Consider the following 20,337-nt stretch of genomic DNA (forward strand, 5'->3'; position numbering starts at 1 on the left):
ACCCCACGGTCCCGGGGGCGTCCCCGTTCGGCCGGCGCACCGAGCCGGGCCGGGTGCCGCGCGTGACGATCGGCGGGCTGTGCGACCGGGCCCACGACATCGAGGCCTCCCGACGCCGCTTCGACGCCTGAACGCGCGAACGGCCCCCCGGATCCCGTCCGGGGGGCCGCGGGTGGGGCGCCGGTCAGCCCGCTGCGACCGCGCCGCCGCTGCGGGCCCTGCCGAAGGCCATCGGCCAGTGGGCCAGGGCCGCGGTGGCGCCGTACCAGGCCAGCAGGCCGGAGACGGCGGCGACCCAGCCGCCCGCCTTCGCGAGCGTGCCGCTGTCGACGAACGCGCCCACGGCCAGCAGGAGCAGCGACAGGGTCAGCAGGGCGTAGACGCCCTGGCCGAACAGACCGCTCGCGGCGGCGACCGTGAGTGTCAGCGCGAGCATCGCGAACAGGACAAGAAACGTTCCGGCGGCTTCGTCGGAAACCGAACCGCCGGCGCCCTTGGCCCACGTGAACCAGAAGATGCCGAGGCCCGCGAACGCGGTGCCGTTGAACCCGTTGCCGCCGCGGTACTCCAGAAGACCGAGGAGGAACAGGGCCGCGCCGCCGACGTACATCGCGAGCGACACGGAGCTGGCAGCGGACACGCCGTCGATGACACCGGTGTGGCCGATACCGAATGCGAGAAGGGTGAGACCCAGGGCTATGTTCCCGAGGGTCGAAGTCGAGGCCGTGCTTCCCGCAGAGACACCATTGTCCACGGCGGGCTCCCTTCGATCTGCAGTTGTTTGCTGCGTCCCAGCAGCATTTATCTACCCTTTACACGAGGGCACAACCGCACAAGCGACTTAACAAGCGGTCACAGAACGACAACGGTGAGCGACCCGATCGGTCGCCCACCCGCGGGGGAAGCAGTCAGGGAATGACAACGACCGGTCGCTGTGCGCGCTTGGCCAGCCGGCCGGCGACCGAGCCGAAGATCCGGCCCACGATGCCGTGCGTCGAGCCGACCACGATGGCGTCGGCCGAATACTCCCGGCCGACCTCCTCCAGTTCGTGGCAGATGTCACCACCGCGCTCGACCAGGATCCACGGCACTTCGGCCAGATAGTCCGCGCAGGCGAGCTCCAGCCCGAGGACCTCGGTGCGGTGGTCCGGCACGTCGACGAAGACGGGCGGCTCGCAGCCGGCCCACACCGTGGTGGGCAGCCGGTTGGCGACATGGACGATGATCAGCCCGGAGCCGGAGCGACGGGCCATGCCGATCGCATAGGCGAGCGCGCGCTCACTGGACGTGGATCCGTCGAAACCCACAACGACCCCGTGCCGGAAGGCCGGATCGCAGTGCACGCGTGTCTGTTCCACCGCTCGCAGATCGGCGGCCGACTCGGGGTCGACGACGCGTTTGCGCTTGCGGTCCGCGGGTTCGGAGAATTCGTGACCGGCCATGGGTGTCTCGGCGAAGAGGTCCTTGGAGGAAGCAACAGGGGCGAAATCGGCGACGCAGTGTGACGGAGCTATGTCCGGGAAGCATCTTCCCAAGCCCATACCCACCAGGGTACGGCGACACTCCTGTCCTGCACAGGGCATGCCGCCCTTGGAGAGCGTCCCAGGGAGCATGCCGGAGCGAGCGCGCCTTGGCAATGTCCGCTGCCCCCTACAGGCAGTGACGAGACGGGCCACCGCCACCCGTTGGCGCAGTGACCGAGCCCCACCGACGGGCGTTGGGACATGCGTCCGACCAACAGGTAAGAGCCCGCAGGGAGCACGCCGTGCCCGGTCATCCGGTCCACCCCGTCCAGCCAGCTCGGCCGACGCAGTCCGCCCGGTCCCGCCACAATGCCGACCCCGCCCCGCACTTCGCCCCCTCCCCCCGCTCGAACCTTCACCCGTCCGTGCGTTCCGCCGCACGCCCCCACGACGACCCAGCGGGTGACGTCGTGCGCTGGGCCGCCTTCAGCTGCCTGCTCGTCCCCGTGGTCCTCGTCGTCTACGGAAGCTCCTTCGGCGGGGCCGCCGTCGCCACCCTCGGCCTGCTCGCCGTGACGGCCGCGTGCCGGGTCCTGCTGCGCCACTCGGAGAAGAACCGGCGGGGCGCGGTCCGCGTCCCCTCGGAGGAGTCCCTTCCGCCCGCCCACCGGGGCCGGCACTCGCGCGTCGGCGGCGGGATGCGGCGCGGCTGCCGGGGCTCCGGCCCGCTCTCCCCGCACGACTGACTCATTCGCACACCCACACACGCATGTTTTCAGCCAACTTCCCGGCAGGGTGCCCTCCTTGCCGGAATGTCCCCCCGTCCCCCTCACCACCAGCGACGACAGACCCCGGGGGGCGTTCTGGCCCTACAGGTACTGGCCATGGCCGGGCCGCGCGCTTCCCGTTCGGGTAGCGGAGTGGAACGCTTACTGATCGAATGCTTTTCGCCAAGTTGAGAAGTCGACATAGCGCTGCGTGCTGAACTTGTCACGCCGACACCACGGGACGCAGTAGATTCGATCATGTATTTACGGCGGGGGATCCACGTGCAAGGCCGAGGGGAAACGTGCAGGTGCGACCAGACCAAGGAGTCGCGACACCCAAGGGGGGCTTAGCGCCATGAGCCAGGATTCCACCGCCGTCGTCACAGCAGACGCCGGCCGGAAGCTCGCGGGGCGTCGCCGCAGGGAGATCGTCGCGGTGCTGCTCTTCAGCGGCGGACCGATCTTCGAGAGCTCTATTCCACTTTCCGTGTTCGGCATTGACCGGCAGGACGCGGGAGTTCCACGCTACCGATTGCTCGTGTGCGCCGGTGAGGACGGTCCGCTCAGGACCACCGGCGGGCTCGAACTGACCGCGCCGTACGGGTTGGAGGCGATCGCCCGGGCAGGGACGGTCGTCGTTCCCGCCTGGCGCTCCATCACTTCACCGCCGCCGCCGGAGGCGCTCGACGCACTGCGTCTGGCGCACGAGGAGGGGGCCCGGATCGTCGGACTGTGCACGGGAGCCTTCGTGCTCGCCGCCGCCGGTCTGCTGGACGGCCGGCCCGCGACGACGCACTGGATGTACGCGCCGACGCTGGCCAAGCGGTACCCGTCCGTCCATGTCGATCCGCGCGAACTCTTCGTCGACGACGGCGACGTGCTCACGTCCGCCGGCACGGCGGCCGGAATCGACCTGTGCCTGCACATCGTGCGCACGGACCACGGCAGCGAGGCGGCCGGGGCCCTGGCCCGCAGGCTGGTCGTGCCGCCGCGCCGCACGGGTGGCCAGGAGCGCTATCTCGACCGGTCGCTGCCGGAGGAGATCGGCGCCGACCCGCTGGCCGAGGTCGTCGCCTGGGCACTGGAACACCTCCACGAGCAGTTCGACGTGGAGACGCTGGCCGCCCGCGCCTACATGAGCAGGCGCACCTTCGACCGGCGGTTCCGCTCGCTCACCGGCAGCGCTCCGCTCCAGTGGCTGATCACCCAGCGGGTGCTCCAGGCACAGCGGCTGCTGGAGACCTCCGACTACTCGGTCGACGAGGTCGCCGGACGCTGCGGGTTCCGCTCGCCGGTCGCGCTGCGGGGTCACTTCCGGCGGCAGCTGGGGTCCTCCCCGGCCGCCTACCGCTCCGCCTACCGGGCACGCCGGCCGCAGGCCGACGTGGCACAGGTGGCCGAGATCAACTCGGGTCCGGTTCCGCACCAGCGCACTCCGCAGCCCCACCGGGCGGCGGCGGCCCTGGCCGCGTCGGGTCCCACGGTGACGGAGCTGTACGCCCCGGGCCGGGTCCTGCGGGAGCACGCGTAACCCCCACGACGGGTACGGCTGCGAAGGTCCTCCATCGGTCACCGCCGATGGGGGACCTTCCGCATATGCGGTCCGCGCCGTGGGGGACCGCATAAGGTGGGACACATGAACGATCGCATGGTGTGGATCGACTGCGAGATGACCGGGCTCTCGCTGACGGACGACGCACTTATCGAGGTGGCCGCACTGGTCACCGACTCGGAGCTCAACGTGCTCGGCGAAGGCGTGGACATCGTGATCCGCCCGCCGGACGCCGCGCTGGAGACCATGCCCGACGTGGTGCGCGAGATGCACACCGCCTCCGGCCTGCTCGACGAGCTGGCCGGCGGGACCACCCTCGCGGATGCCGAGGCGCAGGTCCTGGCCTACGTGCGCGAGCACGTGAAGGAGCCCCGCAAGGCGCCGCTCTGCGGGAACTCGGTCGGCACCGACCGCGGCTTCCTGCTGCGCGACATGGCCGCGCTGGAGAGCTACCTGCACTACCGGATCGTGGACGTGTCCTCGGTCAAGGAGCTGGCGCGCCGCTGGTACCCGCGGGCCTACTTCAACAGCCCGCCGAAGAACGGCAACCACCGGGCACTGGCGGACATCAAGGACTCCATCACCGAGCTGCGCTACTACCGGGAGGCGGTCTTCGTACCGCAGCCGGGGCCCGACTCGGACACGGCCCGCAGCATCGCCGCCAAGCACGTCGCGCCGGGCGCGTAGCCCGGGCCGGGCCCCTCCGGAGGAGGGCGCCGGGAAAGGGGGAGCGAGCACCCTCCCGGACCCTGTACCCTTTTCTTCGGCCGGTCGGTTTTCCGACCGGACATGGTGGGTGTAGCTCAGTTGGTAGAGCACCTGGTTGTGGTCCAGGTGGCCGCGGGTTCAAGTCCCGTCACTCACCCTGCGGGAAGGCCCCGGTTCGCGGAAGCGGACCGGGGCCTTCTGCATGACCGGGTCCGGGCCGGGTCCCGGGCCGGACCGGGGCCGGGGCCGTCAGGACGATTCCCGGACCACCAGCCGGTTCGGCAGCACGGCGGCCGCCTCGCCCGCCTCCCCCGCGATCCTCCCCAGCAGCATCCGCGTCATGGTCCGGCCCATCTCCTCGATCGGCTGCCGGACGCTGGTCAGCGGCGGATCCATGTGCCGGGCCACCACCGAGTCGTCGAAGCCGACCAGCGCCACGTCCCGCGGTATCCGGCGGCCGGCCGCGCGCAGCTCCCGCCGGGCGCCCGCCGCCATGACGTCGGAGGCGGCGAAGACCGCGTCGAGCCCGGGCCGGCGCTCCAGCAGTGCGCGCATGGCCCTCCGGCCGCCCTCCTCGGTGAAGTCGCCGACCGCGATCATCGGCTCGTCGACGGGCTGCCCTGCGGCCGCCAGGGCCTGCCGGTAGCCGTCGAGGCGGCACTGCGCCCCGTACACGTCCAGCGGGCCCGTGATCGTGGCGATGGCGCGGCGGCCCCGGTCCAGGAGGTGGCCCACGGCCTCGGCGGCGCCCGCCAGGTTGTCGGAGTCCACGCAGGGCAGGGTCTCGGCGGCGGAGCGGCGGCCGCTGATCACCGTCGGGATGCCCAGCTCGGCCAGCAGCTCCGGCAGCGGGTCCCCGGCGTGGACGGAGACGAGCAGCACTCCGTCCACGCGGTGCCCGGACAGGTACTGGGCGAGCCGGCGGCGCTCGCGGTCGCTGCCCGCCAGGGTGAGCACGAGCTGGATCTCGGTGTCGGCGAGCTCGGCGCCGACCCCGCGGACCACCTCGGAGAAGTAGGGCTCGGCGAAGAAGCGGGCCTCCGGCTCGGGGATCACGAGGGCTATGGCGTCGGTGCGGTTGGCCGCGAGGGCGCGCGCGGCCCGGTTCGGCACGTACCCCAGCTCGGCCACGGCCGCCTCGACGGCGACCCTGGTGTGCTCGCTGACCTTGGAGGATCCGTTGATCACCCGGGAGACCGTGCCGCGCCCGACTCCGGCGTGCGCGGCGACCTCCTCCAGGGTCGGTCGTCCCCCACTGCGCCCGTGCCCGTTCATGACTTCCTCCCGGTTGTGAATCTACCTCTTGACGGTTGTGGGAGCGCTCCCACACTGTGTCACACGACACCCGGCACGTTTCGTCCTTCTGGGAGGAAGCACATGCGCGTCCGAGCCCGAGCCCGAAGAAACCTCGTCACGACCGTCACCGCGGCCGGAGCCGCGGCCCTGCTGCTCGCGGGGTGCGCGCAGGACCCCGACGAGAGCCCCGGCCAGGGCGCCACCGGCGCGTCCGGCGGAGCCGCACGGACCACCCTCACCGTCGGGGTCTTCGGGGCCTTCGGACTCCAGGAGGCCGGGCTCTACGACACGTACATGGCGCAGAATCCCGGGATCCGCATCGAGCAGACCTCCATCGAGCGGAACGAGAACTACTACCCCCAGCTCCTCACCCACCTGGGCACGGGCAGCGGGCTCGCCGACATCCAGGCCGTCGAGGTCAACAACATCGCCGAGATCACCGCCACCCAGGCAGACAAGCTGGTGGACCTGGCCAAGGCCCCCGGCGTGGACAAGGCCGCGTACCTGCCCTGGAAGTGGGCCCAGGGCACGGCGCCCGCGGCGAAGGGCGGGGCCACGGTCGGCCTCGGCACGGACATCGGCCCGCAGGGCATCTGCTACCGCAAGGACCTCTTCGAGGCGGCCGGACTGCCCACCGACCGGACGGCGGTCGGGGCGCTGTGGGCGGGCGACTGGAACAAGTACCTGGAGGCGGGCCGGACGTACAGGGCGAAGGCCGGCGAGGGGAAGGCCTTCGTGGACTCGGCGTCGGGCGTCATGGCGGCGGTGACCGGCAGCAGCGCCCAGCGCTTCTACGACGAGCAGGGCAAGGTCGTCTACAAGACCAACCCGGCGGTGCGCGGCGCCTTCGACCTGGCGGCCTCCTTCGCCACCGAGGGGCTGAGCGCCAAGCTGCAGCAGTTCACCCCGTCCTGGGACCAGGGCTTCTCCAACGGCTCCTTCGCCACGGTCTCCTGCCCGGCCTGGATGCTCGGCTACATCCAGGACAAGGCGGGCCCGGCCGGCAAGGACAAGTGGGACGTGGCGCAGGCCCCGAAGCCCAGCAACTGGGGCGGATCCTTCCTGGTGGTGCCGAAGGCGGGCAAGCACGCCGAGGAGGCGGCGAAGCTGGCGGCCTGGCTGACGGCTCCGGCGCAGCAGGCGACGCTCTTCGAGAAGCGCGGCAGCTTCCCGAGCGCGAGCGCCGCGTACAAGCTGCCGACCGTGTCGGGCGCACAGCACGCGTACTTCGGCGGCGCCCCGATCGGTGAGATCTTCGCGAAGGCCGCCGAGGGCGTGCCGGTGACGGTGGTCGGCCCGAAGGACCTGGTGATCGCGCAGAACCTGGCGGACATCGGGATGCTCCAGGTCGACCAGAAGGGCCGCAGCCCCGAGGAGGGCTGGGAGGCCGCGGTGAAGGCGATCGACAACGCCCTGGACCAGTGAGGCACCGGTGACGGACGAGACGGCTGTGCTGTCCCCCTCCGCCGTCGGCCCGGAGCGGCCGTCGGCGGAGGGGGGCGGCCGGAGCCGGCCGGGCCAGGCGTGGCGCTCGCGCCGCTACCGCTGGGACCTGCGCTGGAGCCCGTACGCCTTCGTGGCGCCCTTCTTCCTCTTCTTCGCCGCCTTCGGGCTGTTCCCGCTGCTCTACACGGGCTGGGCGGCGCTGCACCAGGTGGAGCTGACCGATCCCGGCAGCATGACGTGGGTGGGGCTGCGCAACTTCACCCGGCTGTGGGACGACGAGTTCTTCTGGAACGCGCTGCGCAACACGGTGACCATCGGGCTGCTGTCCACGGTGCCGCAGCTGGCGGTCGCCCTGGGGCTGGCCCACCTGCTCAACTACCGGCTGCGGGGCTCGGCCTTCTTCCGGGTCGCGGTGCTCACCCCGTACGCGACCTCGGTGGCGGCGGCCACGCTCGTCTTCGTCCTGCTCTTCGGCCGGGACCACGGCATGGTCAACTGGGCCCTGTCGGCAGTGGGTTTCGAGGCGGTCGACTGGCAGAACGGCACCTTCGCCTCCCAGCTCGCCGTCTCCACCATCGTGATCTGGCGGTGGACCGGCTACAACGCCCTGATCTACCTGGCGGCCATGCAGGCCGTGCCGGGCGAGCTGTACGAGTCCGCCGCGCTGGACGGGGCCTCGCGCTTCCAGCAGTTCCTGCACGTCACGGTGCCCTCGCTGCGCCCGACGATCTTCTTCACCTGTGTGGTGTCGACGATCGGGGCGACCCAGCTGTTCGGCGAGCCGCTGCTGTTCAACGGCGGGGCGGCCGCGACGGGCGGCTCGGACCACCAGTTCCAGACGCTCGGCCTGTACCTGTACGAGCAGGGCTGGGTGAACCTGCACCTCGGGCGGGCCTCGGCGATCGCGTGGGCGATGTTCCTGATCCTGCTGCTGATCGCCGGGGCGGCGCGGCTGCTGCGCGGACGGAAGGACTCCCGATGAGGTCACTGCGCGCGGGCCGGTTCACGTACGTGGTGCTGTCCCTGTTCACGGCCGGCTCGCTCTTCCCCCTCGTGTGGACGGCGATCGCGGCGTCCCGGAGCAATACGCGCCTGGCCCAGACCCCGCCGCCGTTCTGGTTCGGCGGGAACCTGGGGCGCAACCTCCAAGTGGCCTGGACCGACGCCAACATGGGCACCGCCCTGCTGAACACGGTGATCGTGGCGGGCACGGTCGCCGCCGGCACCGTGTTCTTCTCCACGCTCGCCGGCTTCGCCTTCGCCAAACTCCGCTTCCGCGGGAGCCGGCCGCTGCTGGCGCTGGTGATCGGGACGATGCTGATCCCGCCGCAGCTGAGCGTGGTACCGCTCTACATGCTGATCGCGGAGCTGTCGTGGACCGACCGGCTGCAGGCGGTGATCCTGCCGACCCTGGTGGGCGCCTTCGGGGTGTTCTTCATGCGCCAGTACTTGGTGCACGCGCTGCCGATGGAGCTGGTGGAGGCGGCCCGCACGGACGGGGCGAGTTCGCTGCGGGTGCTGTGGCACGTGGTGTTCCCGGCGGCCCGGCCCGCCATGGCGGTGCTGGGGATGCTGACCTTCGTCATGGCCTGGAACGACTTCTTCTGGCCGATCGTCGCGCTGACCCAGAACGGCAGCCCGACGGTGCAGGTGGCCCTGACCGGGCTGGGCCGGGGCTACATCCCGGACCAGTCGGTGATCATGGCGGGCGCGTTGCTGGGCACGCTCCCGCTGCTGCTGGTGTTCCTCGTCTTCGGCCGGCAGATCGTCGGCGGCATCATGCAAGGAGCGGTGAAGGGATGACCCAACTCCCGACGAACACGACGACGACCACGACCACGCACTCTCACACGCAGACGGAAGCGGACCCGGACACCGGCGCGCGGGAACTGCGCTTCCCCGACGGGTTCCTGTGGGGAACGGCCACGGCGGCCTTCCAGATCGAGGGCGCCCGGGCCCTGCGCGGACCGTCCATCTGGGACACCTTCTGCCGTACGCCCGGCAAGGTGCACGGCGGTGACACGGGCGACGTGGCCGTCGACCACCACCGGCTGTGGCGGGAGGACGTCCGGCTGATGGCCTCGCTCGGGCTCGGCGCCTACCGGTTCTCGGTGTCCTGGCCACGGGTCCTCGCCGGCGGGATCGGCTTCTACGACGCGCTGGTCGACGAGCTGCTCTCGTACGGGATCCGGCCCTGCGTGACCCTGTACCACTGGGACCTGCCGCAGGAGCTGGAGAGCGCGGGCGGCTGGCCCGAGCGGGAGACGGCCTACGCCTTCGCCCGGTACGCCGAGCAGGTCACAGCGGCGCTCGCCGACCGGGTGGAGCTGTGGACCACCCTCAACGAGCCCTGGTGCAGCGCCTTCCTCGGCTACGCCTCGGGGGTCCACGCCCCCGGCCGCACCTCCCCCGCCGACGCGCTGCGCGCCGCCCACCACCTCAACCTGGCCCACGGGCTGGCCGCCGCGGCCCTGCCGGCCCGGACCAGGGCCGGTATCGCGCTCAATCCCAGCGCGGTACGGCCGCTGACCGGCTCGGCGGCCGACCTGGACGCGGCCCGCCGGATCGACGCCCTGGCCAACCGGGTCTTCACCGGCCCGCTGCTGCACGGGGCCTATCCGCAGGACCTGCTCGCGGACACGGCCTCGGTGACCGACTGGTCCTTCGTCCGCCACGGCGACGAGGCGCTGATCCACCAGCCGCTGGACTACCTCGGGGTGAACTACTACACCCCGGCGGTGGTCTCGGCCGCCCCCGACGGGAACGGCCCGCGCGCCGACGGGCACGGGGCGGCGGCGCACTCCCCCTGGCCCGCGGCGGAGTCGGTCGCCTTCCACCAGCCTCCGGGCGAGCGCACCGACATGGGCTGGTCGATCGACCCCACCGGCCTGTACGACCTGCTGATGCGCTTCACCCGCGAGGCGCCCGGGCTGCCGCTGCTGGTCACCGAGAACGGCGCGGCGTACGCCCCGGACCTGCACGACCCGCAGCGCATCGGCTACCTGGAGGCCCACCTCGCCGCCGTCCACCGCGCCCTGACGGACGGCGCCCCGGTGGAGGGCTACTTCCTCTGGTCGCTGATGGACAACTTCGAGTGGTCCTACGGGTACAGCAAGCGCTTCGGCATCGTGCGGGTCGACTACGAGACCCAGGCCCGCACTCCGCGCTCCAGCGCCCACTGGTACGCCAACCTGGCCCGGAAGGGGAGCTTCCACACCTACGGGGACGAGACGCTGCTCTAGGCGGACGGGGGGGGAGGGGGCGCGGAACGTCGCCGTCCGGGGGATGAGGCACGGTGGTGTCCCACTGCTCACCGACACCTACCGCGACCTCGGAGATGACGATGCCCACGGGTGACGGCACGACCCGCACCACACCCCCGCGCCCCCTGGAGGTGGAATCCCTCTTCCCGGGCCTCGCCGCCCACCGCCGTACCGCGACGAGGCTGCACCCGCGCCCGGGTGCGCCCGGGCCGCACGACAGCCATGTGGGAGGGCCGCTGCTGTGGCCCTCCCACGAACCCTGGCCGGTGTGCGCGACCCCGCACCGGCGCGCCCCCGGGCCGGGGCCGTTGCCGCTGCTCGCCGTGGCCCAGCTGTACGCCCGGGACGTCCCGGACCTGCCGGCCGGCCCGGACGGCTGCGATCTGCTCCAGGTGTTCTGGTGCCCCTTCGACGCCCACGGTCCCACCGGCTACGGCATGTACGTGCACCTGCGGTGGCGCCGGGCGGCCGAGGTCCGCGAGCCGGCGGCCGAGCAGCCGGCACCCGGAGCCGTCGGCTTCCGCGGGTACGTGCCCGAGCCGTGCGTGCTGCACCCGGAGCGGGTCACCGAGTACCCGTACATCGAGCTGCTCACCGGGGAGCTGGGGGCGGCGGTCGAAGAGTGGGAGGACGCCCAGGAGGAGGCCCTGGACGAGGCCTTGGAGGAGGCCTCGGAGGAGGCGGGGGAGGAAGCGGAGGGGGACGGGGACGGTGACGAGCCCTGGCTGCCGACCTACCAGTGCGACCTGTCCGTCGCCCCGGGCTGGAAGGCCGGCGGGCACGCCGCCTGGAACCTCACCGGGCCCGCGCCCATGGACTGCGAGGCCTGCGGGTGCCCGATGGAACTGCTGCTGACCGTCGCGACGACCGAATGGCAGGCGGACAGGACGAGCTGGATCCCGCTGGAGGACGGGCCGATGAGCCCGACCGGGGTCGTCGTCGGCAACCACGGCAAGCTCAACGTCTTCGCCTGCCCCCGGGACCCGGCCCACCCGCACCGCTTCAGCATCCAGTAGGGGCTTCCGCTGCGGCCCGGCGGCCCGGCGGCTCAGGAGGACTTCATCGCCGCCAGGCCCTTCGCCAGCTCCTCGGCGTTCATCACGGGAGCGACGTCGACCTCGGCGTTGAACTGCACGAACAGGTCCTCCATCAGCGGCGGCATCTGCGCGCTGTCCTGAAGGTCGAAGACCATCCAACAGGAGCGCACGCCCTCGTGCAGGCCGAAGTAGGCCGCCTCCGGCTTCACCTTCTCCATCAGGGTCCTGATCGCCTGGGGCAGCGCGCCGGTCTTGATGCCCTCGTTGGTGGCGGCCGTGTCCATGTGCGCCCTGAGCATGACTCTCATGTGGGGCTCCTTCCGTCACGCCCACCCTCGGCGCGGGACGGGGGCGCGACAATATTTGCGCCCCCGTCCGGGTAGGGCCTCGGGGCTCAGGCCTCGGACCTCAGGCGCCCTGGACGTGGAAGTTGAAGTCCGCGTGGCCGAGCGCGCCCATCAGGCGGAGCCAGATGGGGAGCAGCATCTCGGTGCCCCGGGCCGTTTCGATGCCCCCGAGGTCGAGGACGCTCGCCTCCGACCATCCGAAGGCGTACAGGAGTTCGCGCACGGACTTCTTGGCGTCCGCGTCCTCGCCCGAGAGGAAGACGTGGTGCTCGCCGGCGACCCGCGCCGGATCCACCATGATCTGGCAGTTCATCGTGTTCAGCGTCTTGACCACCCGCAGCCGCGGGAAGGTGCGCTGGATCAGCTCGGCCAGGCTGTCGTCGTTGACCGGGTCCAGGACCGGCGGGAAGCCCCCCGAGAAGTCCAGCGGGTTCGCGATGTCGATGAGGACCTTGCCGTCGAGGTGGGCGGCGTCCGCCTCCGTCAGCGCGGCGATGCTGGCCTGCCCGCCGGTGGCGTTGACCAGGGTCTCGGCGTCCCTGGCCGCCCGCGCGAACGCGGCCAGCCCGATCCCGGGGTGCGCCTCCTGCCACTCGGCGTACTCGGCACGGCCGAGGGTGGCTTCCGGCTCCCTGGTGCCGATGAGCACCTGGTGGCCCAGGCCGTCGAGCCGGGCGGCCACCGTACGGCCGACGATCCCGGTGCCGAGGACTGCGTAGCGCATTGCGGAGATCCATTCGTCGAACGGAGGCCGGGCCGTCCCGGCCCACCCCGGGCCCGGTCAGCCCAAGATCCCGACATCGTAGAAGAACCGGTACCGGTTGGGGCCGTCCGGAAGGAACCAGTGCACGCCCTCCTGGAGGAAGACCGCCAGCAGGCTCACGGCGATGACCATGCCCAGGAACCACAGCGCGCACATGCCCGCCGTGCGCAGCGGCCCCGGTCGGACCGCCAGGACGGCGCGGTCGGCCGTCGCGTGGGCGAAGGCCAGGACGACGCCGATGGCGACCACCGAGAGCTGGAAGAGGAGCCACGCCCAGTGGTACAGGTGCAGGCCGAGCACCTCGCCGCCCTCCTTGTTCCCCGGCAGGACGTACAGCATGGTCTGCCGCCAGGACGTGAAGGAGCCCCCGATCGCCGCGACCAGGGACAGCCCCCAGCCCGTCATGTAGAAGCGGGCCGGCACGGTGCCGCTGAGCAGCGCCGCGCGGATGACGTACGCCGCGCCCAGGGCGGCCAGCAGCATGAACATCCGCTGCACGACGCACAGCGGGCACGGGATCTCCCCCCGCCCGAACTGGTGGTAGAGGCCGGCGCAGACGACGGACGACCAGCCGAGGACGAAGAAGCAGGCGAACCAGTACTGGACCCGGCCCAGCAGACCGCTCTCCGGCGGGGCGTCCGGCACGAGGCTGTGCATCGTCGCGGCCACGGTCAGTAGCTCAGTTTCAGGGCGAGGCCGCTGGTCATGTGGTGCGCCGTCAGCAGGGTGACGGCGATCAGCACCGCCCACCACGCGCCGAGCACGACCGTCCGGGACGCGCCCCGGTACAGGGCGATCAGCGTGGCGAGGAGCCCGCCGAAGATCAGGGTGTCCATGCCGCGGACCGTACCGAGAGCGCGACATCACGCCTGCGAGGCGCGCCCCCGGTTACGTCGGTTGCCGCGTCGGCCGCGCCCTGCCCGCCCCCCGCCGGGGCCTCCGAGGCTCCGGCCGTCCAGGCCGATCCAGACCCTGACCTCGGTCCCGCCGAGCACCGAGCGGCCCAGCCGTACGTCACCGCCGGTCGACTCCGCGATCCGCCGCACGATGTCCAGGCCGAGGCCCGTCGACCCGTCGCGGCCGCCGTCGTTGCCGCGGCGCAGGGCCGCGTCGGGGTCCTCGATGCCGGGACCGGCGTCCGAGACGAGGACGATGACGGCGTCGCCCGCGTCGTGGACGTCCACCGCGAAGGGGGTGCCCTCGGGCGTGTGCCGGAAGACGTTGCCGAGCATGGCGTCGAGGGCTGCGGCGAGTTCGGGCCGGGCCACGGGAATCCGTACCGTACGGTCCACGCCCGCGAGCCGCACCTCGCGGCCCTCGTCCTCCGCGAGCGCCGACCAGAAGGCCATCCGGTCGCGGATCACCTCGGAGGCGTCGCAGCCCGCACCCGCCCCGGCCCCCGGGCCGGTGGCCGGGCGCTGCTCCCGGGCGGTACGGATGATCGTGTCGACCTCGCGCTCCAGCTGCTCCACGGCGGCCCGGGTCTGGTCGGCGGCGGGACCGTCACCGAGCGAGGCCGTGTTGAGCCGCAGCACCGTGAGCGGGGTCCGCAGCCGGTGCGAGAGGTCGGCGGCCAGTTCCCGTTCGTTGGCGAGGAGTTCGACGACCTGGTCCGCCATCGCGTTGAACGCGGCGGCCGCCGAGCGGAGTTCCTTCGGCCCGTCCTCGGGCACCCGGGCTCCGAGCTTGCCCTCGCCGAGCTGGTGGGCCGCGTCCGCGAGCCGTTCGGCGGGCCGGACCAGCCGGGCGCCGAGCCGGTCGGCGACCCCGACGGAGCCGACGATCAGGGCCAGCCCGACACCCGCGAGCACCAGCCAGGCCGTCGCGACCCCGTTGCTGACCTCGCTCTCCGGTACGAAGATCTCCACGACGGCGATGTCCCCGGAGCCGAGCGCGGTCGGCTGGAGCAGCGCCGAGCCGCCGCCCGAGACCTTGGCCGTCGTGGCCCGCCCCATCCGGCGGGTCTCCGCGACGGCGCGTTCCCCGGCCCGGCCGCGGCCGACGTCCACCGGCGGGCTGTCGCCGATCGCGGGCACGTGGACGGCCATCCGCCGGGCGGCGCCCATCTGGGTGGACTCCACGGCCTTCTGCAGCTGCACGGGGTCGGTGGTGATGGACAGCGTCGGCCCGATGCTGGCGGCCTGCCGCTCGGCGTTGGAGAAGGCCCGGTCGCTGGCCATCTCCTGGACGACGAGGCCGAGGGGGACGGCGAAGGCCACGACCACCATGGCCGTGACCGCGAGGCACACCTTGACGAGCGCCCATCTCATCGCGCGCTCACCGCGGCGGCTCCAGCTTGACCCCGACCCCCCGCAGCGTGTGCAGGTAGCGCGGCCGGGCGGCGGTCTCGCCGAGTTTGCGGCGCAGCCAGGACAGGTGGACGTCGATGGTCTGGTCGTCGCCGTACGACTGCTGCCAGACCTCGGCGAGCAGCTCGCGCCGGGCCACGACCACCCCGGGCCGGCCGGCGAGGAAGGCCAGCAGGTCGAACTCCCGCCGGGTGAGGTCCAGTACGGCCCCGTCCAGCTCGGCCTGGCGGCGCAGCGGGTCGATGGAGAGCCCGCCGACGCGCAGGACGCGCGAGGGCGGTTCGGCCCCGGCGGCGGCCCGGGCGCGGCGCAGGACGGCGGACATCCGGGCGGAGAGGTGCTCCACGGAGAAAGGTTTGGTCAGGTAGTCGTCGGCGCCGTCGTTGAGCAGCCGGACGATCTCCGCCTCGTCGTCGCGCGCGGTGGCGATGATCACAGGTACGTCGGTGATGCCGCGCAGCATCTTGAGCGCCTCGGACCCGTCCAGGTCGGGCAGTCCGAGGTCGAGGATGACCACGTCGAAGCGGTGGTGCGCGACCTCGCGCAGCGCCTCCAGGGCCGTGCCGACGCTCCGCACGGTGTGCGAGGCCTCGGTCAGGTGCCGGATGAGGGCGGAACGTACGAACTGGTCGTCCTCGACCACGAGCACACTTGCCATGGCCCGCACCGTAGTCCATCCGGGCGACCCAGCGGGGTGTCGGGCCACTCTTGTGGCGGGTGGTGCAGTATGTGCCCTGATGCGACGAGGACTTCTTCACGCGATGGCCTGGATGCTCGCGACCGGCGCGGCGGTGACGCTGTCGTGGTGGGGCGTGCACACCGTCATGTCGGGAACGGCCTACGATCCACCGCTCGCGGTACCCCTGACCGGCCATCCGCTGTCCTCGTCGACGCACGGCGCGCAGGCGTCCCCCTCCCCCTCGGGATCCGCGTCCCCCTCGCCCTCCGGGTCGCCCTCTGCGAACGCGTCGCCGAGCACCGGAGCCTCCCCGGAGAAGTCCCCCAAGCCGTCGGCCACCCCCGGCCCGAGCCAGCGGGCCGGGGGCCAGGACGCCGGGAAGGTGCAGGCCTACCCGGTCTCCGGCGGCCGGGTCGTCTTCTCCCTGGGCGCCTCCTCGGCCGAACTGGTCTCGGCGACACCGGCGACCGACTGGCGGATGCAGGTGTGGAAGACGGACTTCTGGATCCGGGTCACCTTCACCAAGGACGGCCGTGAGGTGTCGGTGTTCTGCACCTGGCACGACCACCCGCCGCTGGTAGAGATCGTCGACCCCTGAGGCGGCGTACGACGGCCTAGCGGAAGACGGAGGGCGGCGGCTGCGGCGAGGCCACCGCGGAGGCGTCCACGACCGGCGTCGCGCCACCCGCGAAGTCGGCCAGGGCCCGGCCGTGCTCGACCCGGCCCGGGTGCGGGTCGCTCGCGACCCGGCGGGTGAATTCCGCGACGGGCAGCTCACGGTCGGCCGCCACCAGGACGGCGTTGCCGAACCGTTTCCCCCGCCACACCACCGGATCGGCGGCCAGCGCCAGCTCCGTGAACCGGGACGCGGCCGTCGCGATCTGGCTCCGCAGATGGGTCAGCGGCGGCCCGTCCGCCAGATTGGCCACGTACCACCCGGTGGGCGAGAGGGCACGGCGTACGTCGTCCAGGAACTCGGTGCTCGTCAGGTGCGCCGGGGTGCGCGCCCCGCTGAACACGTCCGCGATCACCAGGTCCGCCCAGCCGTCCGGGACCTTGGCCAGCCCCGCCCGCGCGTCCACGGCCCGGACCCTGACCCGCGCCTGCGGATCCAGCGGCAGGTGTTCCCGTACGAAGGCCACCAGGGCGGCGTCGATCTCCACGACCTGCTGGGTCGATCGGGGGCGGGAGGCGGCGGTGTAACGGGCGAGGGTGAAGGCGCCGCCGCCCAGGTGCACCACGTTCAGGGGCTGCCGGGCGGGCGCGACCAGGTCGATCAGGTGACCGATCCGCCGCTGGTACGCGAAGTCCAGATACCCGGGATCGGCCAGGTCCACGTGCGACTGCGGGGCCCCGTCGATCAGCAGGGTCCAGGCCCCGGCCCGCTCCCGGTCCGGCTCCAGCTCCGCCCGGCCGCCGTCCACCTGCCCGACGACCGCCTCGGCGCCGCCGCGTCCGCGCTGCTTGCCCTTGTTCCTGTCCTTGCCTGCCACCACCCCATTGTGACGGGCCGCGGAGCAGGCTTCAGCGGCAGTTGTCCGCGGCCTCGATCAGCCGGGCCGCCTCGCCGAGCGCCGCCCGCAGCACTTCCGGATCCGTGACCGGCCCGACGGCCTCCGGGGGGAGCAGCCAGCCGGTGGCACCCGCGGCCGGCTCGGCGGCGGCGTCGCCGAAGCGCATGCCCCGCCCGTTGGTCTGCGTACACGCGCTGCCCGGCAGGTCCCAGGCGTCGGCGGTACCGGACGGCACGAGGAATCCGAGGGTGTCGCCGGATCCGTCGTGCAGGACGGGCCCGACCCCGCCGGCCTGGCTGGCGGCGCGGCGGATGATGTCCACCGCCTCCAGCCCCTGCCGCGCGGGAACGGTCACCAGGTCCAGGCCCAGGTCCTGGGCCGCACCGGGCTCGGACGCGGTACTCGTTCCAGTGCTCTCCATGCCGGCCTCCACCAAGGGAACCCCTCCTCGATCCGTATCCGCATGGGTTCAACGCACGGGAACGTCAACAGGTGCGGCGGCAAGACGCTGCAAAGGATGGCAGTTCATGGCGGATCGCGGGTGAGATATCCGTTTTGTTGCCAAACATCGCGTGAACACCCCCTCGCTGGCGGTACGTTCATGCGCGCCGGACCCCCCAGTCACAGCACCGGCACTGCGCTCCTTGCGAGAGAGGTCACGTCCATGGCGGCGTCCCCCCACTCACCCAACTCCACCTTCCGGCGGCTGCGCGGGCAGCACTCCCCGGCCGAGTTCGCGGCCCTGGTACGCCGGGCGGCGAAGGAGATCGGAGAAACGGTTTCCTGCGACGCGCGCTACATCGGCCGGGTCGAGTCCGGCGAGATCCGCTGCCCCAACTACGCCTACGAGCGGGTCTTCCTCCACATGTTCCCCGGCCGCGCCCTGGCCGACCTGGGCTTCTCCCCCCGCGAGAGCGTCCGCGGCCGCTCGGCCCAGCGCGATCCCCTCTCCGTCCCCGTCCCCTGTTCCCCTTCCAGTGCCAAGGAGAGCGACGTGCTGCGTCGCGCGTTCATGGCGGGCGGCTCCGCGACCGTGGCGGCCGCGACGCTCGGCCTCACCCTGCTCGGCGACACCCGCCGGCTCCCCACCCGCGCCGGCGAAACCGAGGCCGCCGCCGTCGAGGACGCGGTACGCCAGATCCGCCTGCTGGACGACCGGCACGGCGCCGACGCCCTGTACCGGCGGGCCGCCGAACCCCTGCGCACCGCCTACGCACTGCTCGACGCGGGAGCCACCCGGCAGTCCACCGAGGACCGGCTGCACTCGGGCGCCGGCGAACTGGCCGTCTCCGTCGGCTGGCTGGCCCACGACTCGGGCCGCTTCGACGACGCCCGCTCGCACTACGCGGAGGCCCTGGCGACGGCCCGGGTCGCACGGGACGCGGGCCTGGAGGCCCACGCCTTCAGCAACATGGCCTTCCTGGCCCGGGACTGCGGCCGCTCCCGCGAGGCGGTCCGGGCCGCCCAGGCGGGCGGGCGCGCCGCCCGCTCCCTCGGCTCCCCGCGGCTGCTGTCACTGCTCGCGCTGCGGGAGGCGGGCGGCTGGGCGGGGCTGGCCGACCGCAAGGCCTGCGAGGAAGCACTGAGCCGGGCGCACACGGAATTCTCCCGGGGCGAGTCGGACGCCGACCCCGAGTGGATGTCCTTCTTCGGACAGGCGGAGCTGGAATCCCTGGAGGCGCGCTGCTGGTCGGCCCTGGGCGAGCACGCCCGCGCGGCCCGGCACGCCCGCCGCGCCGCCGACCTCCAGGACCCGCACTTCGCCCGGAACGTGGCCCTCTACACCGCCGAGCTGGCGGGCGACCTGGCCCGTGCGGGGGCCCCGGACGAGGCGGCGTGGGCGGGCTGCCGGGTGCTGGACCTCCTGACGGAGGTCCAGTCGACGCGGGTCCGGTCGATGCTGTCGGAAACGGCCGCGACCCTGATCCCCCACCAGCGCTCGCCACGGGTCGCGGCGTTCCTCTCAGGCCGATAGCCCTGCGGGCGGCTCGGCGGTTCGGAGTGCGGGCTGCCCCCGCAGGGGCTGCGCCTCAAACGCCGGCGGGGCTTGAAGGGGTGGGGCGGGGCCCCGCACGAGGATCTCCTCGGCTCGGCGCGCGCGGGCACGTCCCGGCCAGACGGCCATGGTCGCGCCTCGTCCTGCGGGGACCCTCCTGCGTGTCCCCGCCCCACGGCAGAGCTACGACAGCGACGGCCCACCCCCCGGAGAGCCTGCGCCGCCGGGAAGGGGAACCCGGCCCTCTTCCCCGTGGGCATGCGGCTGAGGGGTGGGGGGACGGGGCGGGGTGTCCCCGCAGGACGAGCGCGCACCACCGAGCACAACCGAGACAAACCGAACCGCGCGAGCCGAGGAGACACCCCGCCCCGGCCCCCCGCCCCGACCCCCGCCGACAAGCCCGCCACAACCAGCCCCGCCGGCGATTGAGGCGCGGGGTCCGGGGCAGCGCCCCGGCACACGGCCCGCACCAGCAGCACACACCGCCGAGCCGCCCGCAGGGCCGTCGGCAGGGCTTACGCGTCCAGGTGACCCGTATCGTTCCAGCGTTCCAGCGCCGGCGCGCCATAGGCCCAGCCCAGGACCGACAGGGACGTCGGCTCCAGCCGGATGCGGGCGCCGAAGGAGGCCTCGAAGCCCAGCCAGCGGGCGGCCAGCGTGCGCAGGATGTGCCCGTGCGCGAAGACCAGGACGTCGCGCTCCGCCGCGCGGGCCCAGGCGACCACCTCGTCCGCCCGCGCAGCGACATCGGCGACGGACTCGCCGCCCGGGACCCCGTCGCGCCAGATCAGCCAGCCCGGCCGGACGGCCTGGATCTCGGCCGGGGTCATGCCCTCGTAGTCGCCGTAGTCCCACTCCATCAGCGCGTCCCACGGCTCGGCCCGGGCCCCGAAGCCCGCCAGGTCGCAGCTCTCGCTCGCCCGCACGAGCGGGCTGGTGCGGACCTCCACGCCCGGCAGCCCCCGCCACGGGTCACGGGCCAGCCGCTCGCCGAGCAGCTTCGCGCCCAGCCTGCCCTCCTCCAGCATCGGCACGTCCGTGCGTCCGGTGTGCTTGCCGAGCTGGGACCACGCCGTCTGACCGTGGCGGGCCAGCAGGATGCGGGGGGCCATGTGAATTCTCCCGGTTCGTTCGAGGTCCGTACATCATCCATCACCCGCCCCCACCACCGGTTTCCGCGCTCCGTCCACGATTGTC

Annotated in this window: 22 protein-coding genes and 1 tRNA gene; 11 read left to right on the forward strand and 12 right to left on the reverse strand. The window is 72.7% G+C overall.

What is annotated here, in order from left to right:
* Positions 1-184 precede the first annotated feature (184 nt).
* Both ACXNSR_RS14420 and ACXNSR_RS14425 read right to left on the reverse strand, forming a co-directional pair.
* Entirely contained in the window at positions 185-754 is a 570-nt protein-coding gene (locus tag ACXNSR_RS14420) for an acetate uptake transporter (RefSeq protein ID WP_458642435.1), read from the reverse strand.
* A 154-nt stretch (positions 755-908) separates the two neighbouring features.
* Complete coding sequence (locus ACXNSR_RS14425) at positions 909-1,442, reverse strand: universal stress protein (protein ID WP_266596220.1); 534 nt, start codon at positions 1,440-1,442, stop codon at positions 909-911.
* A gap of 446 nt (positions 1,443-1,888) precedes the next feature.
* Between ACXNSR_RS14425 and ACXNSR_RS14430 the strand changes: the two genes are divergently transcribed.
* From ACXNSR_RS14430 to ACXNSR_RS14445, 4 genes are all read left to right on the forward strand, one after another.
* A complete protein-coding gene (locus tag ACXNSR_RS14430; protein WP_458642436.1) occupies positions 1,889-2,209 on the forward strand; it encodes a hypothetical protein in 321 nt (106 codons plus the stop codon).
* 376 nt (positions 2,210-2,585) lie between these two features.
* Complete coding sequence (locus ACXNSR_RS14435; RefSeq protein ID WP_458642437.1) at positions 2,586-3,761, forward strand: helix-turn-helix domain-containing protein; 1,176 nt, start codon at positions 2,586-2,588, stop codon at positions 3,759-3,761.
* A 105-nt stretch (positions 3,762-3,866) separates the two neighbouring features.
* On the forward strand, positions 3,867-4,469 hold the full coding sequence (gene orn, locus ACXNSR_RS14440; RefSeq protein ID WP_150257538.1) for an oligoribonuclease: 603 nt from the start codon (positions 3,867-3,869) through the stop codon (positions 4,467-4,469).
* 105 nt (positions 4,470-4,574) lie between these two features.
* Positions 4,575-4,647 (forward strand) — tRNA-His (locus ACXNSR_RS14445).
* Positions 4,648-4,739: 92 nt separating this feature from the next.
* On the opposite strand, the gene ACXNSR_RS14450 is transcribed toward ACXNSR_RS14445, so the two are convergent.
* On the reverse strand, positions 4,740-5,765 hold the full coding sequence (locus ACXNSR_RS14450) for a LacI family DNA-binding transcriptional regulator (protein WP_458642438.1): 1,026 nt from the start codon (positions 5,763-5,765) through the stop codon (positions 4,740-4,742).
* Positions 5,766-5,867: 102 nt separating this feature from the next.
* On the opposite strand from ACXNSR_RS14450, the gene ACXNSR_RS14455 reads away from it, so the two are divergent.
* The 5 genes from ACXNSR_RS14455 to ACXNSR_RS14475 all read left to right on the forward strand — a co-directional run bounded on the left by ACXNSR_RS14455 (position 5,868) and on the right by ACXNSR_RS14475 (position 11,511).
* On the forward strand, positions 5,868-7,211 hold the full coding sequence (locus ACXNSR_RS14455) for an ABC transporter substrate-binding protein (RefSeq protein ID WP_458642439.1): 1,344 nt from the start codon (positions 5,868-5,870) through the stop codon (positions 7,209-7,211).
* A 7-nt stretch (positions 7,212-7,218) separates the two neighbouring features.
* Positions 7,219-8,214, forward strand: a complete 996-nt coding sequence (locus ACXNSR_RS14460) for a carbohydrate ABC transporter permease (RefSeq protein ID WP_458642440.1) — start codon at positions 7,219-7,221, stop codon at positions 8,212-8,214.
* Positions 8,211-9,035 carry a carbohydrate ABC transporter permease gene (locus ACXNSR_RS14465; protein ID WP_458642441.1) on the forward strand — a complete coding sequence of 275 codons (825 nt, stop codon included), beginning with the start codon at positions 8,211-8,213 and terminating at the stop codon, positions 9,033-9,035. The genes ACXNSR_RS14460 and ACXNSR_RS14465 overlap by 4 nt, the downstream gene beginning before the upstream one ends.
* Complete coding sequence (locus ACXNSR_RS14470) at positions 9,032-10,474, forward strand: GH1 family beta-glucosidase (RefSeq protein WP_458642442.1); 1,443 nt, start codon at positions 9,032-9,034, stop codon at positions 10,472-10,474. Before ACXNSR_RS14465 ends, ACXNSR_RS14470 begins: the two co-directional genes overlap by 4 nt.
* A gap of 101 nt (positions 10,475-10,575) precedes the next feature.
* Entirely contained in the window at positions 10,576-11,511 is a 936-nt protein-coding gene (locus ACXNSR_RS14475) for a YwqG family protein (protein WP_458642443.1), read from the forward strand.
* Positions 11,512-11,543: 32 nt separating this feature from the next.
* Here ACXNSR_RS14475 and ACXNSR_RS14480 read toward each other — a convergent pair whose 3' ends face one another.
* The 6 genes from ACXNSR_RS14480 to ACXNSR_RS14505 form a co-directional block, all read right to left on the reverse strand.
* A complete protein-coding gene (locus tag ACXNSR_RS14480; protein ID WP_458642444.1) occupies positions 11,544-11,840 on the reverse strand; it encodes a hypothetical protein in 297 nt (98 codons plus the stop codon).
* Positions 11,841-11,940: 100 nt separating this feature from the next.
* Positions 11,941-12,603, reverse strand: coding sequence for an NADPH-dependent F420 reductase (locus tag ACXNSR_RS14485; protein ID WP_458642445.1), 663 nt, complete (start codon positions 12,601-12,603; stop codon positions 11,941-11,943).
* Between the two features lie 57 nt (positions 12,604-12,660).
* Positions 12,661-13,311 (reverse strand): disulfide bond formation protein B, encoded by a 651-nt coding sequence (locus tag ACXNSR_RS14490; protein ID WP_458642446.1) that lies wholly within the window; start codon positions 13,309-13,311, stop codon positions 12,661-12,663.
* 2 nt (positions 13,312-13,313) lie between these two features.
* Positions 13,314-13,478 (reverse strand): DUF5993 family protein, encoded by a 165-nt coding sequence (locus ACXNSR_RS14495; RefSeq protein WP_458642447.1) that lies wholly within the window; start codon positions 13,476-13,478, stop codon positions 13,314-13,316.
* A gap of 27 nt (positions 13,479-13,505) precedes the next feature.
* Positions 13,506-14,912: a sensor histidine kinase gene (locus ACXNSR_RS14500; protein ID WP_458642448.1), complete on the reverse strand. Its 1,407-nt coding sequence runs from the start codon at positions 14,910-14,912 to the stop codon at positions 13,506-13,508.
* A gap of 7 nt (positions 14,913-14,919) precedes the next feature.
* Positions 14,920-15,609, reverse strand: a complete 690-nt coding sequence (locus ACXNSR_RS14505; RefSeq protein WP_458642449.1) for a response regulator transcription factor — start codon at positions 15,607-15,609, stop codon at positions 14,920-14,922.
* Between the two features lie 79 nt (positions 15,610-15,688).
* On the opposite strand from ACXNSR_RS14505, the gene ACXNSR_RS14510 reads away from it, so the two are divergent.
* Positions 15,689-16,228: a hypothetical protein gene (locus tag ACXNSR_RS14510; protein ID WP_458642450.1), complete on the forward strand. Its 540-nt coding sequence runs from the start codon at positions 15,689-15,691 to the stop codon at positions 16,226-16,228.
* 16 nt (positions 16,229-16,244) lie between these two features.
* Here ACXNSR_RS14510 and ACXNSR_RS14515 read toward each other — a convergent pair whose 3' ends face one another.
* Complete coding sequence (locus tag ACXNSR_RS14515; RefSeq protein WP_458642451.1) at positions 16,245-17,123, reverse strand: spermidine synthase; 879 nt, start codon at positions 17,121-17,123, stop codon at positions 16,245-16,247.
* Positions 17,124-17,154: 31 nt separating this feature from the next.
* Entirely contained in the window at positions 17,155-17,565 is a 411-nt protein-coding gene (locus ACXNSR_RS14520; protein ID WP_458642452.1) for a hypothetical protein, read from the reverse strand.
* Positions 17,566-17,808: 243 nt separating this feature from the next.
* On the opposite strand from ACXNSR_RS14520, the gene ACXNSR_RS14525 reads away from it, so the two are divergent.
* Complete coding sequence (locus ACXNSR_RS14525) at positions 17,809-19,119, forward strand: tetratricopeptide repeat protein (protein ID WP_458642453.1); 1,311 nt, start codon at positions 17,809-17,811, stop codon at positions 19,117-19,119.
* A 536-nt stretch (positions 19,120-19,655) separates the two neighbouring features.
* Here ACXNSR_RS14525 and ACXNSR_RS14530 read toward each other — a convergent pair.
* Complete coding sequence (locus ACXNSR_RS14530) at positions 19,656-20,252, reverse strand: histidine phosphatase family protein (protein WP_458642454.1); 597 nt, start codon at positions 20,250-20,252, stop codon at positions 19,656-19,658.
* Between the last annotated feature and the right edge of the window lie 85 nt (positions 20,253-20,337).

The sequence above is a fragment of the Streptomyces sp. NC-S4 genome (assembly GCF_054353315.1).

Bases quoted from the DNA above. Each gene is read 5' to 3' on its own strand.
- ACXNSR_RS14425 (WP_266596220.1), bottom strand. From the start codon at position 1,442: ATGGCCGGTCACGAATTCTCCGAACCCGCGGACCGCAAGCGCAAACGC.
- ACXNSR_RS14435 (WP_458642437.1), top strand. From the start codon at position 2,586: ATGAGCCAGGATTCCACCGCCGTCGTCACAGCAGACGCCGGCCGGAAG.
- orn (WP_150257538.1), top strand. From the start codon at position 3,867: ATGAACGATCGCATGGTGTGGATCGACTGCGAGATGACCGGGCTCTCG.
- ACXNSR_RS14450 (WP_458642438.1), bottom strand. From the start codon at position 5,765: ATGAACGGGCACGGGCGCAGTGGGGGACGACCGACCCTGGAGGAGGTC.
- ACXNSR_RS14455 (WP_458642439.1), top strand. From the start codon at position 5,868: ATGCGCGTCCGAGCCCGAGCCCGAAGAAACCTCGTCACGACCGTCACC.
- ACXNSR_RS14465 (WP_458642441.1), top strand. From the start codon at position 8,211: ATGAGGTCACTGCGCGCGGGCCGGTTCACGTACGTGGTGCTGTCCCTG.
- ACXNSR_RS14470 (WP_458642442.1), top strand. From the start codon at position 9,032: ATGACCCAACTCCCGACGAACACGACGACGACCACGACCACGCACTCT.
- ACXNSR_RS14475 (WP_458642443.1), top strand. From the start codon at position 10,576: ATGCCCACGGGTGACGGCACGACCCGCACCACACCCCCGCGCCCCCTG.
- ACXNSR_RS14480 (WP_458642444.1), bottom strand. From the start codon at position 11,840: ATGAGAGTCATGCTCAGGGCGCACATGGACACGGCCGCCACCAACGAG.
- ACXNSR_RS14485 (WP_458642445.1), bottom strand. From the start codon at position 12,603: ATGCGCTACGCAGTCCTCGGCACCGGGATCGTCGGCCGTACGGTGGCC.
- ACXNSR_RS14495 (WP_458642447.1), bottom strand. From the start codon at position 13,478: ATGGACACCCTGATCTTCGGCGGGCTCCTCGCCACGCTGATCGCCCTG.
- ACXNSR_RS14500 (WP_458642448.1), bottom strand. From the start codon at position 14,912: ATGAGATGGGCGCTCGTCAAGGTGTGCCTCGCGGTCACGGCCATGGTG.
- ACXNSR_RS14505 (WP_458642449.1), bottom strand. From the start codon at position 15,609: ATGGCAAGTGTGCTCGTGGTCGAGGACGACCAGTTCGTACGTTCCGCC.
- ACXNSR_RS14510 (WP_458642450.1), top strand. From the start codon at position 15,689: ATGCGACGAGGACTTCTTCACGCGATGGCCTGGATGCTCGCGACCGGC.
- ACXNSR_RS14520 (WP_458642452.1), bottom strand. From the start codon at position 17,565: ATGGAGAGCACTGGAACGAGTACCGCGTCCGAGCCCGGTGCGGCCCAG.
- ACXNSR_RS14525 (WP_458642453.1), top strand. From the start codon at position 17,809: ATGGCGGCGTCCCCCCACTCACCCAACTCCACCTTCCGGCGGCTGCGC.
- ACXNSR_RS14530 (WP_458642454.1), bottom strand. From the start codon at position 20,252: ATGGCCCCCCGCATCCTGCTGGCCCGCCACGGTCAGACGGCGTGGTCC.